This is a genomic window from Streptomyces olindensis, assembly GCF_040645895.1.
Classification (GTDB): domain Bacteria; phylum Actinomycetota; class Actinomycetes; order Streptomycetales; family Streptomycetaceae; genus Streptomyces; species Streptomyces olindensis.
On the sequence record NZ_JBEYZD010000023.1, the window covers coordinates 1 to 13,373 of the forward strand.

The 13,373-nt window shown below is 72.0% G+C and carries 11 protein-coding genes; 8 read left to right on the plus strand and 3 right to left on the minus strand.

Annotated elements, in window-relative coordinates:
• Window positions 1-1,351 (minus strand): PucR family transcriptional regulator ligand-binding domain-containing protein (locus ABZ948_RS17020; protein ID WP_359760272.1); only part of this gene is annotated, 1,351 nt, incomplete at its 3' end.
• A 124-nt stretch (window positions 1,352-1,475) separates the two neighbouring features.
• On the opposite strand from ABZ948_RS17020, the gene hisD reads away from it, so the two are divergent.
• The 4 genes from hisD (at window position 1,476) to ABZ948_RS17040 (ending at window position 6,996) form a co-directional block, all read left to right on the plus strand.
• Window positions 1,476-2,801, plus strand: a complete 1,326-nt coding sequence (gene hisD / locus ABZ948_RS17025) for a histidinol dehydrogenase (RefSeq protein WP_359760274.1) — start codon at window positions 1,476-1,478, stop codon at window positions 2,799-2,801.
• A gap of 94 nt (window positions 2,802-2,895) precedes the next feature.
• Entirely contained in the window at window positions 2,896-4,509 is a 1,614-nt protein-coding gene (locus tag ABZ948_RS17030; RefSeq protein ID WP_359760276.1) for an APC family permease, read from the plus strand.
• Window positions 4,506-5,174 carry a ThuA domain-containing protein gene (locus ABZ948_RS17035; RefSeq protein ID WP_359760278.1) on the plus strand — a complete coding sequence of 223 codons (669 nt, stop codon included), beginning with the start codon at window positions 4,506-4,508 and terminating at the stop codon, window positions 5,172-5,174. The genes ABZ948_RS17030 and ABZ948_RS17035 overlap by 4 nt, the downstream gene beginning before the upstream one ends.
• A gap of 34 nt (window positions 5,175-5,208) precedes the next feature.
• Window positions 5,209-6,996 carry a thiamine pyrophosphate-binding protein gene (locus ABZ948_RS17040; protein WP_359760279.1) on the plus strand — a complete coding sequence of 596 codons (1,788 nt, stop codon included), beginning with the start codon at window positions 5,209-5,211 and terminating at the stop codon, window positions 6,994-6,996.
• A gap of 96 nt (window positions 6,997-7,092) precedes the next feature.
• Here ABZ948_RS17040 and ABZ948_RS17045 read toward each other — a convergent pair whose 3' ends face one another.
• A complete protein-coding gene (locus tag ABZ948_RS17045; protein ID WP_359760281.1) occupies window positions 7,093-8,028 on the minus strand; it encodes a helix-turn-helix transcriptional regulator in 936 nt (311 codons plus the stop codon).
• A 103-nt stretch (window positions 8,029-8,131) separates the two neighbouring features.
• Between ABZ948_RS17045 and ABZ948_RS17050 the strand changes: the two genes are divergently transcribed.
• Complete coding sequence (locus ABZ948_RS17050; protein WP_359760283.1) at window positions 8,132-9,703, plus strand: MFS transporter; 1,572 nt, start codon at window positions 8,132-8,134, stop codon at window positions 9,701-9,703.
• A 45-nt stretch (window positions 9,704-9,748) separates the two neighbouring features.
• Here the strand turns inward: ABZ948_RS17050 and ABZ948_RS17055 are convergent, their stop codons facing one another.
• Window positions 9,749-10,510: a DeoR/GlpR family DNA-binding transcription regulator gene (locus tag ABZ948_RS17055; protein ID WP_359760285.1), complete on the minus strand. Its 762-nt coding sequence runs from the start codon at window positions 10,508-10,510 to the stop codon at window positions 9,749-9,751.
• Window positions 10,511-10,600: 90 nt separating this feature from the next.
• On the opposite strand from ABZ948_RS17055, the gene ABZ948_RS17060 reads away from it, so the two are divergent.
• From ABZ948_RS17060 to ABZ948_RS17070, 3 genes are all read left to right on the plus strand, one after another.
• On the plus strand, window positions 10,601-11,809 hold the full coding sequence (locus tag ABZ948_RS17060) for an MFS transporter (protein ID WP_359760287.1): 1,209 nt from the start codon (window positions 10,601-10,603) through the stop codon (window positions 11,807-11,809).
• Between the two features lie 103 nt (window positions 11,810-11,912).
• Window positions 11,913-12,905 carry an LLM class flavin-dependent oxidoreductase gene (locus ABZ948_RS17065; RefSeq protein ID WP_359760289.1) on the plus strand — a complete coding sequence of 331 codons (993 nt, stop codon included), beginning with the start codon at window positions 11,913-11,915 and terminating at the stop codon, window positions 12,903-12,905.
• A 58-nt stretch (window positions 12,906-12,963) separates the two neighbouring features.
• Window positions 12,964-13,269 (plus strand): DNA-binding protein, encoded by a 306-nt coding sequence (locus ABZ948_RS17070; RefSeq protein WP_359760291.1) that lies wholly within the window; start codon window positions 12,964-12,966, stop codon window positions 13,267-13,269.
• Window positions 13,270-13,373: the final 104 nt, after the last annotated feature.

Sequence of the window (13,373 nt, forward strand, 5' to 3'; positions counted from 1 at the left end):
CCCCGCCCACCCCCCAGAACACCTCCCTCCGCCCCACCCTCTTACCCTCCACCCCCCTATCCCCAACTCGGGCGTCTATGTGCTGAACTACCTCCGGGGCGGCGGCCGCCGCCACGGAGGCCGCGCTGCGACTCTGCCGCAGCGCCAGCGGCAGTGCGGCCGGCTCCACGGTCCGGCTGATGCCGCCCCGCATCCCCTGATCGCTCAAGAGGGCCTGAACGGCGGTTGCTTCAGCGCCCGGCGGCAGGCCCACCACCGCCGTGTCGAAGTCTCCGGTGTCGCCCACCACGGCGGGCCATCCCTCCTCCTGGAGGAGCCGGGCCAGGGAGTGGTCCCGGCACGGCTCCCCGTCCCCCGCGCAGGCGGTGACGACGATCAGCTCCCGGCCGCGCAAGTCCTGTCCCAGGGTCAGGGCCAGGCTGACGAACCGCTCTCCGGTGATGTCGCCGAGCAGCAGCCGGTTCAGCAGTGCCGTCTGGCGCTGGGACGCGCGGGCGCCGCTCTCCCGCTCGCTCAGCAGCGTGATCGCCAGCGCCGCGGCCGCCCGCTCCAGCGTCCGCAGATCCGCCGGGCTCGGCCGTCTGCCGCCGTGCAGGAGATGCAGCCACCCCCATGACTCGCCACGCAGGACCACGGGCTGGCGCGCACACGGCACGACCTCCCCGAACGACGCCGCAGAGGCCGTGGGCACCCGGGGGTTGTGCGTCACGAGCGGGTGGTGGCGTTCGTGGATGGCACGCGAGTGCGTGCTCCACCCGTTCACGACCTCGTCGGCCTCCGGCGTGGCGCCCCCGTACGCGAGCATCTGGTGGCTCACGTCCTCCAGCACCACCGCGTGCCCCGTACGGTGAGCCAGCTCCCTGACGACGCCCACGTAGTCCTCGTCGGCCAGCAGCAGGTCCATGAACGCCTGGCTGGTGGCCTCCTCGGCGATCAGCTGTTTGACGCGCATGCCGACCAGTACCTCGTGGACCTGGGCCGACGCCTCCACAAAGGGGATCTCGTCGGTCAGTCCGACGAGCGGCAGACCGACCGCCTCCGCCTCCTCGATCACGGCCTCGGGCATGACGTCGAACACGCGGCCGGCGAGCTCGATGACCAGCACGGCCGCGTGGGCGTCCGCGAGCCGCCGGATGAACGCGCGTTGCCGGAGGGGTGTTTCGCCCATGCCGAGCCCGGCGGTCAGCAGCATCTCCTGGCCGGTGAGGAAGCGGTGGATGTCCGGGATCTCCCCGGTGTGCACCCACCGCACAGGACGGTCCAGGTTCCTTTCCCCGGCGTAGACGCGCATCTCGGTGCGCGTGAACACCTCAAGCTCCAGTGCGGCACGAACGGTCAGGACGTCAGCCATGCGCTACCTCAGTGTGTGCAGGATCGACGGCCAATATTGCACACGCTGTGCCTGTCGCCGCACCCCCTTGTTTCCCCAGACTTCAGGCCAAGCCCGCAGACACGCCCCCCGCAAGGAGCGCAGAGTGTCACCAGGAAACAAGATCATCAAGGCTCCCGTCCCGGCTGAGCCGTCGCGGACGAGCCGTCCGGACATCGTCGAGACCGTCGCGGACGTCATCGCCGACGTACGGCGCAACGGCGACGCCGCCGTGCGCCGCTGGTCGCAGAAGTTCGACCAGTGGAGCCCCGAGTCCTTCCGGCTCGGCCCGGACGAGATCGCCTCCGTGGTCTCCTCCGTCCCGGAGACGGTCCTCGACGACCTGCGATTCGTCCAGAAGCAGGTCCGCGGCTTCGCCCAGGCGCAGCGGGACTCGCTGACCGACTTCGAGGTGGAGACACTGCCCGGGGTGTTCCTGGGCCAGCGCAACATCCCCATCGGCGCGGCCGGCGCCTACGTGCCCGGCGGCCGCTACCCCCTGACCGCGTCGGCCCACATGACCGTGCTGACCGCCAAGGTCGCCGGTGTCGAGAGGGTCGCCGCGACGACCCCGCCGGACCGCGGTGCCCCGCCGCCCGTGAGCATCGCCGCGATGCACCTGGCCGGAGCCGACGAGATCTACGTCATGGGCGGTGTCCAGGCCGTCGCCGCCCTGGCCCTGGGCACCGAGACGATCAGCCCCGTCGACATGCTCGCCGGCCCCGGCAACGCCTACGTCGCCGAGGCCAAGCGCCAGCTCTTCGGCGAGGTCGGCATCGACCTGTTCGCCGGACCGACGGAAGTGCTCATCGTCGCGGACGGGACCGCGGACCCCCTCGTCGTGGCGACCGACCTGCTGTCCCAGGCCGAGCACGGACCCGACTCCCCGGTCGTCCTCATCACGACGTCCGAGGAGGTGGCCACGCGCACCGTCGCCTGCGTGGAGCAGCTGCTGCCCGGCCTGCCCACCGGTGAGGTGGCCGGACGGGCCTGGCGCGACCACGGCGAGGTGATCGTCGTCCCCACGCTCGACGCCGCCTACGAACTCGCCGACCGCTACGCCAGCGAACACGTCCAGATCCTCACGGCCGAACCCCGCGAGGCCCTGCACCGCATGCGCAACTACGGCGCACTCTTCCTCGGGGACAAGACGTGCGTCGCCTACGGCGACAAGGTCATCGGCACCAACCACGTCCTGCCCACCCTCGGGGCCGCCCGCTACACCGGCGGCCTCTGGGTCGGCAAGTACCTCAAGACGGTGACCTACCAGGAGATCAAGGACGCCACGTCCAGCGCCCGGCTCGGCGAGATCTGCGGCAGGGCCTCCCGCATCGAGAACTTCGAGGGCCACGCGCGCTCGGGAGACGTCCGCGCCGCGCGGTACGGCACGGCCCGGCCGGCCTGGTCCGCCCCCTCCTCCGACCAGAACTGACGGCGATGACCGACACGGACTTAGCCCGCACCACCCGCGCGGCCGGAGAGCCGCACGACAAGGAGCATCACCCCTTCGACCCACGGAGTTCGTCATGTCAGCCACAGACAACGAGGCGCAGGCGGCGTCGTCCAGAGCCGCCCGCGTTCGCCCCCCGGGCGGGACCGCCGGCCCGGCCTCCTCCGCCGAGGACGCGGAGCTGCTCGCCGCACTGGGCTATCAGCAGCAGTTCGACCGCAAGGTCAGCCTGTGGGCCAACTTCGCCCTCGGCTTCGTCTACCTCTCGCCCCTGGTGGGCGTCGTGGCGCTCTTCGCGCTCGGACTGTCCACCGCCGGCGGTCCGTCGGTCTTCTGGATAGCCATCGTCGGGGCCGGACAGTTCCTGGTCGCGCTGGTCTTCGGCGAGGTCGTCTCGCAGTTCCCGCTGGCGGGCGGGCTCTACCAGTGGGTGCGGCGCCTGTGGAACGGCCGCTACGCCTGGTTCACGGCGTGGACCTACATCAGCTGCATCACCATCGGCATCACCAGCACCGCGCTCTACAGCTCGGACTTCGTCGCCAGCCTCTTCGCCGGCACCGCGGACCACCCCGGCATCAGCTCCACCCCGGCCCAGCGCCTGTCCATCGCGATCGGCATGGCCCTCCTCTGTCTGATCTGCAACTGCTTCGGCACCCGGACGCTGGCCCTGATCTCGAAGGTCGGGCTCGCCGCGGAACTGATCGGCATCGTCCTCGTGGGTCTCTACCTGCTGATCTTCGAGCGGCACAACTCCGTCTCGATCTTCTTCGAGACCAGCGGCTCCCACCCCGACGGCTACCTCATGGCCTTCATCGGTGCCTCGCTCGTCGGGCTCTTCCTCTTCTACGGCTTCGAAGCGTGCGGCGAGATCGCCGAGGAGGTTCCCAACCCCTCCCGCAGCATCCCGCGGGCCATGCAGCTGACCGTGGCCGTCGGGGGAGCGGCCGCGCTGCTCGCGTTCGTCGGCTACGCCCTCGCCGCCCCGGACCTCGCCTCGATCCTGTCCGGCGAGGACGCCAACCCCATCCCGGCGATCCTGCAGAACTCGCTCGGCACGGCCGGCACCAAGCTCGTGCTCCTGGTCATCCTCACCTCCTTCATCGCCGGTGTGATGAGCCAGCAGGCCGCCGCCAGCCGGATCACCTTCTCCTTCGCCCGCGACAACATGTTCCCGGGCGCCCGCTTCTTCTCGAAGATCTCCAGCAGGCACCGGGTGCCGATCAACGCGCTGCTGGCCGTGAACGTCCTGCCGCTGCTGATCTTCGTGTTCGTCTACTTCTCACCCGACTCCCTCAACAAGATCGCGGCCTTCCAGATGCTGGCCGGGTACACGGCCTTCATGATGGTGGTGCTCGCCGCCCTGCGCATGAGGCTGAAGGGCTGGCGGCCGGCCGGAGCCTGGACCCTCGGCCGCTGGGGCTTCGTGGTGAACGTGGCCGCGCTGACCTACGGCGTGTTCGGGATGGTTCTCCTGGCCTGGCCCACCGGCGACTCTGGCACCGCGTTCGTCGACCGGTGGATCGCTCTGATCGGCTTCCTCGTCGTGTCGGCCGTGGGCCTGGTGTACCTGCTGACCGCGAAGCCCGGGCGTGACTCCACCGCGCCGGAGGGCGACGCACTCGAGGTGGCGGACCGCCTCCGCGCCCGCGCCGCGACCCTCGCATCCACGACCGGAGGAGACCGCACATGACCCGCGTTCTGTACCTGTACGGAGGCTGGCCGGGCCACAAGCCCTACCAGGTGGCCGAGGAATGGGCCCTGCCGATCTTCAAGAACCTCGGATTCGACGTCGACGAGACCAACGACGTCTTCGCGCTCGACGCCGATCTCACCGGCTACGACCTCATCGCCCTCAACTGGAACAACGCGCTGCTGTCCGAGGGCCTGAGCGCCGCCCAGGAGGGGAGCCTGCTCGGGGCCGTGGAGGCCGGCACCGGCATCGCCGCCTGGCACGGCGCCGCCGCCGCGTTCCGCACGAGCCTGAAGTACCACTGGCTGATCGGCGGCAGCTTCCTGGAGCACCCCGCCGGGGAAGGCGTGAAGTACCCCTACCAGGTCACCATCACGGACACCGGCCACCCGATCACCGAGGGCGTCGGCGACTTCCGGGTCGCCTCCGAGCAGTACTACATGTCCGTCGACCCCAACAACCATGTCCTCGCCGAGACCACCTTCACGGGCGAGCACCTGCCGTGGCTGGAGGGCAGGACCATTCCCCAGGCCTGGACACGGACCTGGGGACAGGGACGGGTGTTCTACAGCGCGGTCGGACACGACCTCGACGACCTGCAGAACCCGGACGTGACCCGGCTGTGCACCCAGGGCTTCGCCTGGGCCGCCCGTCGGAACGCCTGACCCACCATCCGAACCGAGCTGATCGGGAGCACACATGCCTGTCCTCACCGGAGGCCAGATCGTCGCGCGGACCCTGCGCAACTACGGGGTCGACGTCGTCGCCGGCATCCCCGGCCACGGCATCTGGTCACTGACCGACGCCTTCCTCGACGACGAGTCGAGGATCCCCTTCATCCAGACCTTCCACGAGCAGAGCGCCGTCCACCTCGCCGACGGCTACTACCGCGTCACCGGCCGCCCGCAGGCCGCCGTGACCTCCATCGGCGCCGGTGCCAGCAACACCGTCATCGGCATGGGCACCGCGTTCACCGACTCCACCAGCGTCCTGGTCGTCACCGGCGGACCACCGACCCACATGCGCGGCCACGGACTGCTCCAGGAACTCGACCGCTACACGGCCAACGACTTCCCCAAGGTGGCCGAGGCCGTCAGCAAGCGGCACTGGGTCGTCACCCGCGTCGAGGAACTCCCCTTCGTCCTGCACCGCTGTTTCAACTCCATGCTGACCGGCCGCCCCGGCCCGGTGCACCTCGAAGTCCCCATGGACGTACAGGCCGAGGCCGCGGACGTGGACCTCCACGACCTCGCCCGGCGCGTCCCCGTCGGCCGCCAGCACCCCGACCCTGCAGCGGTGGAACGCGCCGTCGACGTACTGCGCGCCGCGACCCGCCCGGTCATCGTGGTCGGGGGCGGCGCCATCACCTCCGAAGCGTCCGACCAGGTCCTCGCCCTCGCCGAACGCTGGCAGATCCCCGTCGTGACCACGTGGAACGGCAAGAGCGCCTTCCCCGAGGACCATGAGCTGTTCGCCGGCAGCGTCGGCCAGACCGGCACGACGGTCGGCAACGCGATCGCGAGCTCCGCCGACGTCGTGATCTCCGTCGGCTGCCGCTTCACCGACTGGTCCGCCTCCAGCTACGCCAAGGGCGTCACCTTCTCCATCCCGCCCGCGAAGCTCATCCACATCGACATCGACCCGCACGAGATCGGCAAGAACTACCCCGCCGAAGTGGGCATCGTCGCCGACGCGCAGCGCGCCGTGGCCGCGATCGTCGACTCCCTTCCCTCGAAGGGCGTCGACCGGTCCGAGTACCTGGCCGAACTCGCCTCGCTCAAGCGGGACTGGGAGGAGAAGCTCGCGGGCCGCCGCGACAGCGACCGGTTCCCGTTCACCTCACAGCGCCCGCTCGGCGCCCTGCGCAACGTGCTCCCGCGCGACGCGATCATCGTCGCCGGCTCGGGCAACACCCAGGGCGCGGTCAAGCAGACCTTCCCGGTCTACTCGCCGCGCACCCACCTCACCTCCGGCGGCTTCTCCTCCATGGGCTGGGCGATCCCGGCCGCCGTCGGCGCCAAGCTCGCCCGGCCCGACAGCCCGGTCGTGTGCGTCCTCGGCGACGGTGACTTCCTGATGACCTCCCAGGAGATCGCCCTGAGCGTCACCGCCGGCGCACCGGTGATCTTCGTGGTCCAGAACAACGCGGGCTACATGTCGATCCGCGGCGGCCAGCGCAAGCAGACCTCGCGGCACATCGGCACCGAGTTCTCCCACCCCGACGGCTCGCCGTACAGCCCCGACTTCGCCGCCATGGGCCGGGCCTTCGGAATCGACTCCTGGAAGGTCACCGACGCCGACTCCCTGGAGCCGACCCTGCGCAAGGCCGTCCAGTCCGGGGAACCCGCCCTGGTCGAGGTCCCCACCGACCGTGACGCCGCGGGCCCCTGGGTGCCGGGCTGGTGGGACTTCCCGGTGCCGGCGTACGTCACCGACGAACGGCAGGACGAGTACCACCGCACCAGGGCGACGGAACAGCACCTCTGACAGGGGCCCCGCGCCCGTTCCCCGCACCGCCCGGGCAGCCGAGGATCCGGCTGCCCGGCGGCCGGCATGGCTCGGCCCCGGCACGCCACGAGCACGTCACCCGTGAGGTGCGTACCCCGAGCACGCACAACCCGCCCGCTCCGCAGAGGGTTTCGGCTCGGTCCGTACGGTCGTCGACTCCGGCTCGTCACCCCGGCCGCTCTGCTGGTTCAGCAGACGCAACGCGTCCGCGGAGGCCGGGTCGTTGGGGGTGTAGATCTCGACGCGGTGGTCGGGGCTGTCGGGCTGGAGCCACACCTGGTAGTCCACGCTCAGCGCCCCGACGGTGGGGTGCCGCAGAAGCATGGTTCCCGTCGTGCAGTCGGAGACGTCACCCGTCGCCCACATCGCGCCGAAGTGCGGGCTGTTCATGAGCAGTTCGCCGATCAGCCCGGCGAGCCGGGCGTCCGTGGGGTAGCGGCCCGCGGTGAGACGCAGATAGGCGACGTGGATCTCGGCGAGTGCCGGCCAGTTGCGGTACATGGCGCGGGTGTGCGGGTCGAGGAAGAACATCCTGGGGATCGACGGACGATCCGGCGGATTCCGCGGCGCCTCGAAGGGGAGGTGCTCGGCGACCAGCGCGTGCCCGGTGCGGTTCCACGCGAGGACGTCACCGCGCCTGCCGAGCACCACCGCGGGCGTGGCCTCGCCCAGCGACTCGAGGAGCTTCAGGACCCGCGGGTGGGGCTCCTCCCGGGGCGGTTCGCTCAGACCGCGCCGCACCGACCGCCGGGCGAGGTTGTGCAGATGGGCGGTCTCCACCTGGTCGAGCCGGAGCACCCGGGCGAGCGCGTCGAGCACCTGCCCGGAGACGGACCCGGCCTGCCCCTGCTCCAGACGCGTGTAGTACCCCGCGCTCACCCCCGCCAGCTGGGCGAGCTCCTCCCGCCTGAGACCGGGAACCCGGCGAGGGGTGCCGTAGGTCAGCAGACCGATCTCGGCCGGAGTGACCCGGTCACGACGGCTCTTCAGGAACGTTCCGAGACACTCCATGCCCACGAGCGTAGGGCGCCCGCCCGCCGCGTGGGTGCACCTGTCAGGTGTACCCACGCGGTGGGGATGGCTGTCGGCCACGCCGTACCCGAGCGTCGGCACCATGACTCGACAGCACGCGGACAACCCACCCGGAGTGCGGGCCTGGCTCGGGCTCGCGGTGATCCTCGGCCCGGTCCTCCTCGTCTCCATGGACGGATCGATCCTGTTCCTGGCGATGCCCCGGATCAGCCAGGCCCTCTCGCCCACCGCCGACCAGGCGCTGTGGATCCTGGACGTCTACGGCTTCGCCGTCGGCTCCCTGCTGGTGGCCTTCGGCACCATCGGCGACCGCTACGGCCGGCTGAAGCTCTTGATGGCCGGCGCGACCGTGTTCGGACTCGGCTCCGCCGGTGCCGCGTTCGCACCGACACCCGAACTCCTCATCGCCTGCCGGGCGCTCATGGGCGTGGCCGGTGCGACCCTGCTGCCCTCGGCGCTGGCCGTTCTGAGCGAGCTGTTCCCCGACTCCCGGCGCCGGGCCCAGGCCATCGGCATCTTCGCCGCGGCCTTCGCGGCCGGTTTCGCCATCGGCCCGGTCATCGGCGGCGCCCTCCTGGGCCGGTTCTGGTGGGGCTCGGTCTTCCTCGTCAACCTCCCCGTCCTCGCCGTGTTCCTGGTGTGCGCGCCGGTCTTCCTCCGAGAGGTCCGGCCGGGCGGGTCGGGCCGCGTCGACCCGCTCAGCGTCGTGACCTCCGCCGGGGGCCTGCTGCTCACCATCTACGGGATCAAGCACCTGGCCGCCGACGGGGTCTCGGCCCTCCCGGTCACCACGGTGATCGGCGGCATCGCCGTACTGACCTTCTTCGGCCTGCGCCAACGGCACCTCGACGACCCGCTGGTCGACTTCTCCCTCTTCCGCGACCGCGTCTTCACCATCGCCGTCATCACGGGACTGCTGCCCCTGGCCGCGTGGTCGGCGGCGGCGTACCTGTCCGGCATCTACCTCCAGTCCGTCCTGGGCCTGGGCGTCCTGCACGCGGCGCTCCTCGCCCTCCCGGGCGCGGCGGCCCTCACCCTCTCCTGCGTCGTCACACCGGCCGTGGTCGAACGCGTCGGCAAGCGGGCCGCGCTCCTCGTCTGCCACTTCTCCATCGCGGGCGGCCTGTTGCTGCTGCTCCCGACCACGGTCACCGGCGGCATCGGCTGGTACATCGCCTCGACCGTGATCGCCGGACTGGGATACGGCATCTCCTTCGCCGTCGTCGCGGACACCGCGGTCGGCGCGGTACCCCCGGAGCGGGCGGGCTCGGCCGGCGCGATCGCCGAGACCAGCAACGAGATCGGCAACGCCCTCGGCATCGCGCTCCTCGGCTCGCTCGCCGCGCTGCTCTTCCGGCTCCGGGGCCCGGACCTCGCCCCCACCCTCGACGAGACCCTCCAACTGCCCTCCCTGCCCGTCTCCGTGATCCAGGACGCGAAGTCCGCGTTCGTCACCGGCCTGCACGTCGCGGTGGTCGTGGCGAGCCTGCTGCACGCCGCCCTCGGAACGGCCGCGCTGCGCGGGCTCCCCAAGCGGGCGCCGGAGGAGCGGACCACCGAGGGCCCCGAGACCACCGTGTGCCCCGAGGCCCCCGAGGCCCCCGAGGAGCCCGCAGAGGAGCGTGGTGGGCAGGCCGTTGCGGGTCGGGGCTGACGGTGCCCCTCGCGTCCTGTCCGTCGTCCCGCCCGGGCGCAGGCGTCAAACGGTCCGGACGGTGGTGCCGCCGTCCTCGAGCGCGGCGACTTCATCGGCCGCAGCCGTGGTGTCGGTGACGAGCGTGTCCAGGAGGGTGGCGGGGCCGACGTGGGCGTAGGCGGTGTGGCCGAGTTTGCTCCCGTCGGTGGCGGCGACGACGCGCCGCGCGGAGGAGATGCCCGCCTTCTTCACCGCGGCGTCGTCGAGGTCGTAGGCCGTCAGGCCGTCGGCCGCGGTCAGCCCGCAGCAGCCGATGACGGCGGTGTCGAAGCGCAGGGCGGCCAGGGAGGCGAGGGTGAGGGGGCCGGTGAGGGCTCCTTCGGCGGCGCGGGGCTGTCCGCCGGGCACGACCAGGGTGGCCGGCCCGGGTGTCTCGCCGATCAGGTGGATGGCCTGCAGGGACAGGGGCATCACGGTGACGGGCCGCTCGCGCAGGAGGCGGGCGACCTCCAGGCAGGTGGTGCCGCTGTCCAGCAGGACGCTCTCGCCGTCGGCGATCAGTGCGCAGACCTCGGCGGCGATCCGGCGTTTGGCGTCGACCGCCTCGTGGGCGCGCAGCGCGAAGGGGGGCTCCTCGCCCCGCAGCAGCAGGGTGCGAGCCCCTCCGCGGACGCGTTCGAGGACGCCCTGCGCGGCGAGGGTGTCGAGGTCGCGCCGGATGGTCATCTCCGAGGCGCCGGTCAGCTCCGCGAGTTCCTGGACCGTGGCGCCTCCGGAATCCCTGACGGCCTTGGCGATCAGCCCGTGCCGGTCTGCGTTGCTCATACCGCGATTGAACACCACCCGAAAACCAACACCGAGCATGTTCATTATGGCGTTTTCCGAACACGGCAGATGTTCGTTACTGTGGGCGCCATGCAACGTCCCCTGCGAGCCGCCCGAGTGGCGACCTATGTCTACTTCGTCCTGTGCGGAACCCTGATGGGCACCTGGGTGGTGCACATCCCCGCGATCGAGGAACGCGTGGGCATCAGCCACGCCACGCTCGGCGGCATGCTGGTGCTGCTCGGGCTCGGGGCGTTCACAGGCATGCAGGTGGCCGGCCCCCTGGCCGACCGCCTCGGCGCCCGCGTCGTCCTGCCCGCCGGCGGCGTACTCTCCGGCGCGACCCTGTTCCTGCCCGGCCTGGCCCACGACCCCTGGACGCTGGCCGGCGCGCTGCTGGTCTTCGGGTTCTGCAACGGCTGCCTGGACGTCAGCATGAACGCCCACGCCGTGCACGTGGAGAAGGCGTACGGCCGGCCCGTCATGTCGGGCTTCCACGCCACGTTCTCCGTCGGCGGTGTCCTCGCCGCCCTCGCCGGGGCGGCCGCGGCGAGCACCGGCCTGACCACGGCCGCGACCATGGCCGCCATGGGGGCCGCGGGCATCGTGATCGCCCTCGCCTCGGCCCGCGCCCTGCTGCCCGCCGCTCCCGCCGCCGCGAGCCCCGGCTCCGCGGAGGAGACCGGGACGGCACCGGCCGCCGGGCACCGCGGCGGCACGGGCCGGGTCTGGCTGCTGGCCGTCCTGGCGCTGATGGCGATGCTGTGCGAAGGCGCCGCCCACGACTGGAGCGCCCTGCACCTGAAGGACGTCCTGGGCACGTCCACCGGCACGGCGGCGTTCGCGTACGGCACCTTCGCCGCGGCCATGACCATCGGGCGCATGCTCACCGACCGCTGCGTCGCCCGGTTCGGTTCCCTGGCGATCCTGCGCAACGGCGCGGTCGTGGCCGCTGTGGGCATCACCGTCGTGGCCCTCGCCCCGTGGGTGTGGGCCGCCTTCACCGGCTGGGCCCTGTTCGGCCTGGGCCTGTCCGGCTGCGTCCCGCAGCTGTTCAGCGCGGCCGGGCACGCCGACCCCTCCGCCGCCGGTGCCAACGTCTCCCGCGTCGCCGGACTCGGCTACGTCGGCATGCTCGCCGGCCCCGCCGTCGTCGGCTGGCTGACCCGGTTCGTCGCCCTCAACCACGCCTTCGTCCTGCTGACCCTGCTGTGCCTGACCACCGCCGTGGGCGCCCGAGTCCTGCGGACCGGACCCGACCGCGCCCGCCCGAGCGAGATGGCGGCGCGCAGCCACTGACCGCTTGGGCGGTACGGTCCCTGACACCCGTGCCGCCCAAGCCCTCTTCTCCCCGGTCACCGGAGCCGGGAAGGGAATTCGCCAGCCGTCCGAAGGAGCCCCGATGTCCGAGTCCCCCGCACTGCCCGCCCGCGGCCGTGTCGGTGTCATGCTGCCCCGCGACCTCCCCGTCGGCGACGTGCTGCCCTTCGCGCGGCGTGCCGAGGAGCTCGGTTTCGACCAGGTCTGGGTCGTGGAGGACCTCGGCTGGCGCGGCGGTGTCGCCCAGGCCGCCACCGTCCTGGCCTCCACCACACGCCTCACCGTCGGGATCGGGATCATGCCCGCCGGCGCCCGCAACGTGTGCTTCGCCGCGATGGAACTGGCCACCCTCGCGCAGCTCCACCCCGGCCGGGTCATAGCGGGGATCGGCCACGGCATGCCCGGCTGGATGCGCCAGGCCGGCTCCTGGCCCGCCAGCCCTCTGACGCTGATCAAGGAGTACGCGAGAGCGCTGCGCCTGCTGATCGCCGGTGAGCCCGGCCCCGCGAACGGCCGGTACGTGCGCTGCGAAGGCGTCGTCCTCACCGAACTCCCGGACACCGTCCCGCCGGTCGTCCTGGGTGTCCGCGGCCCCAAGTCGCAGGCGGTCGCGGGCGAGGTCGCCGACGGCCTCCTCCTCGCCGAGCCCGCCGCACCCGCCTACATCACCGCCTCCCTGGACAACCTGGGCCCCGCCGCCCCGGCGAACCCCCGGGAGGTCGTCGTCTACGACGCGGCCGCCGTCGATGACGACGAGGAAGCCGCCCTCGCCCGGGTCCGCGCTGCCCTGGAGGCGGTCGGCGAGCCGGAGTGGGCCGCACACATCGCCCCCCTGCCCTTCGCGGGCGAACTGCGCGCACACCGCGACGCCAGCCCCGACGCCCGGCACTTCGCGCAGACGATGCCCGCGGCCTGGGTCCGTCAGCTGAGCATCGCCGGCACCCCGGCCCAGGCCCGCGCGGCGATCGACGCCCGCCACGCCGCCGGAGCGACCAGCGTCGTCCTGGCCCCGGCGGGCCCCGACGCCCTGACCGCACTCGACTCACTCGCCCGCGCCCTGCCCCACCAGCCCTGAGCCGAATGCCCCGGGACTCCAAGGGGTTCCTGGCCGAGCGGCCTAAGGTGGCGGTGTGATGGACGACAGCCGCCGACCCCGGAGGCCGTGGGCGCGAACCGAGCGCGGCTACGCGGTGCTCAAGGTGGACACCGTCGAGGACGACGCCTGGATGTCCCGGCCGGAAGCCGCCCGCCGCCTGGGCGTCGGGCTCCTCCGCGTCGGGATGCTCATCGCCAACCGCCGTCTGATCCCCGCGGAGAACCCGGCCGGCCAGGCCGGAGTCACAGCCGCCGGCGTTCAAGCCGAGGAATCCTGGCGAGCGCAGGCGACAAGACGGGCGAAGCTCGCCCGTCTCCTGAAGGACATGATCAACTGGTTCTGATCACCGCTCCACCCGTCGGATCGCTCCGGCGCGACACGGGGAAGCTGCGGGCACGCGCCCGAGGGCCGGCGCGCAGCTTCACCGGCACCGCCGGCATCGCCAGT

What these genes read in the sequence shown, in the direction of transcription:
- ABZ948_RS17065 (WP_359760289.1), top strand. Translation starts at nt 11,913, where the DNA reads ATGTCCGAGTCCCCCGCACTGCCCGCCCGCGGCCGTGTCGGTGTCATG.
- ABZ948_RS17040 (WP_359760279.1), top strand. Translation starts at nt 5,209, where the DNA reads ATGCCTGTCCTCACCGGAGGCCAGATCGTCGCGCGGACCCTGCGCAAC.
- ABZ948_RS17055 (WP_359760285.1), bottom strand. Translation starts at nt 10,510, where the DNA reads ATGAGCAACGCAGACCGGCACGGGCTGATCGCCAAGGCCGTCAGGGAT.
- ABZ948_RS17070 (WP_359760291.1), top strand. Translation starts at nt 12,964, where the DNA reads ATGGACGACAGCCGCCGACCCCGGAGGCCGTGGGCGCGAACCGAGCGC.
- ABZ948_RS17045 (WP_359760281.1), bottom strand. Translation starts at nt 8,028, where the DNA reads ATGGAGTGTCTCGGAACGTTCCTGAAGAGCCGTCGTGACCGGGTCACT.
- ABZ948_RS17035 (WP_359760278.1), top strand. Translation starts at nt 4,506, where the DNA reads ATGACCCGCGTTCTGTACCTGTACGGAGGCTGGCCGGGCCACAAGCCC.
- ABZ948_RS17030 (WP_359760276.1), top strand. Translation starts at nt 2,896, where the DNA reads ATGTCAGCCACAGACAACGAGGCGCAGGCGGCGTCGTCCAGAGCCGCC.
- ABZ948_RS17060 (WP_359760287.1), top strand. Translation starts at nt 10,601, where the DNA reads ATGCAACGTCCCCTGCGAGCCGCCCGAGTGGCGACCTATGTCTACTTC.
- ABZ948_RS17050 (WP_359760283.1), top strand. Translation starts at nt 8,132, where the DNA reads ATGACTCGACAGCACGCGGACAACCCACCCGGAGTGCGGGCCTGGCTC.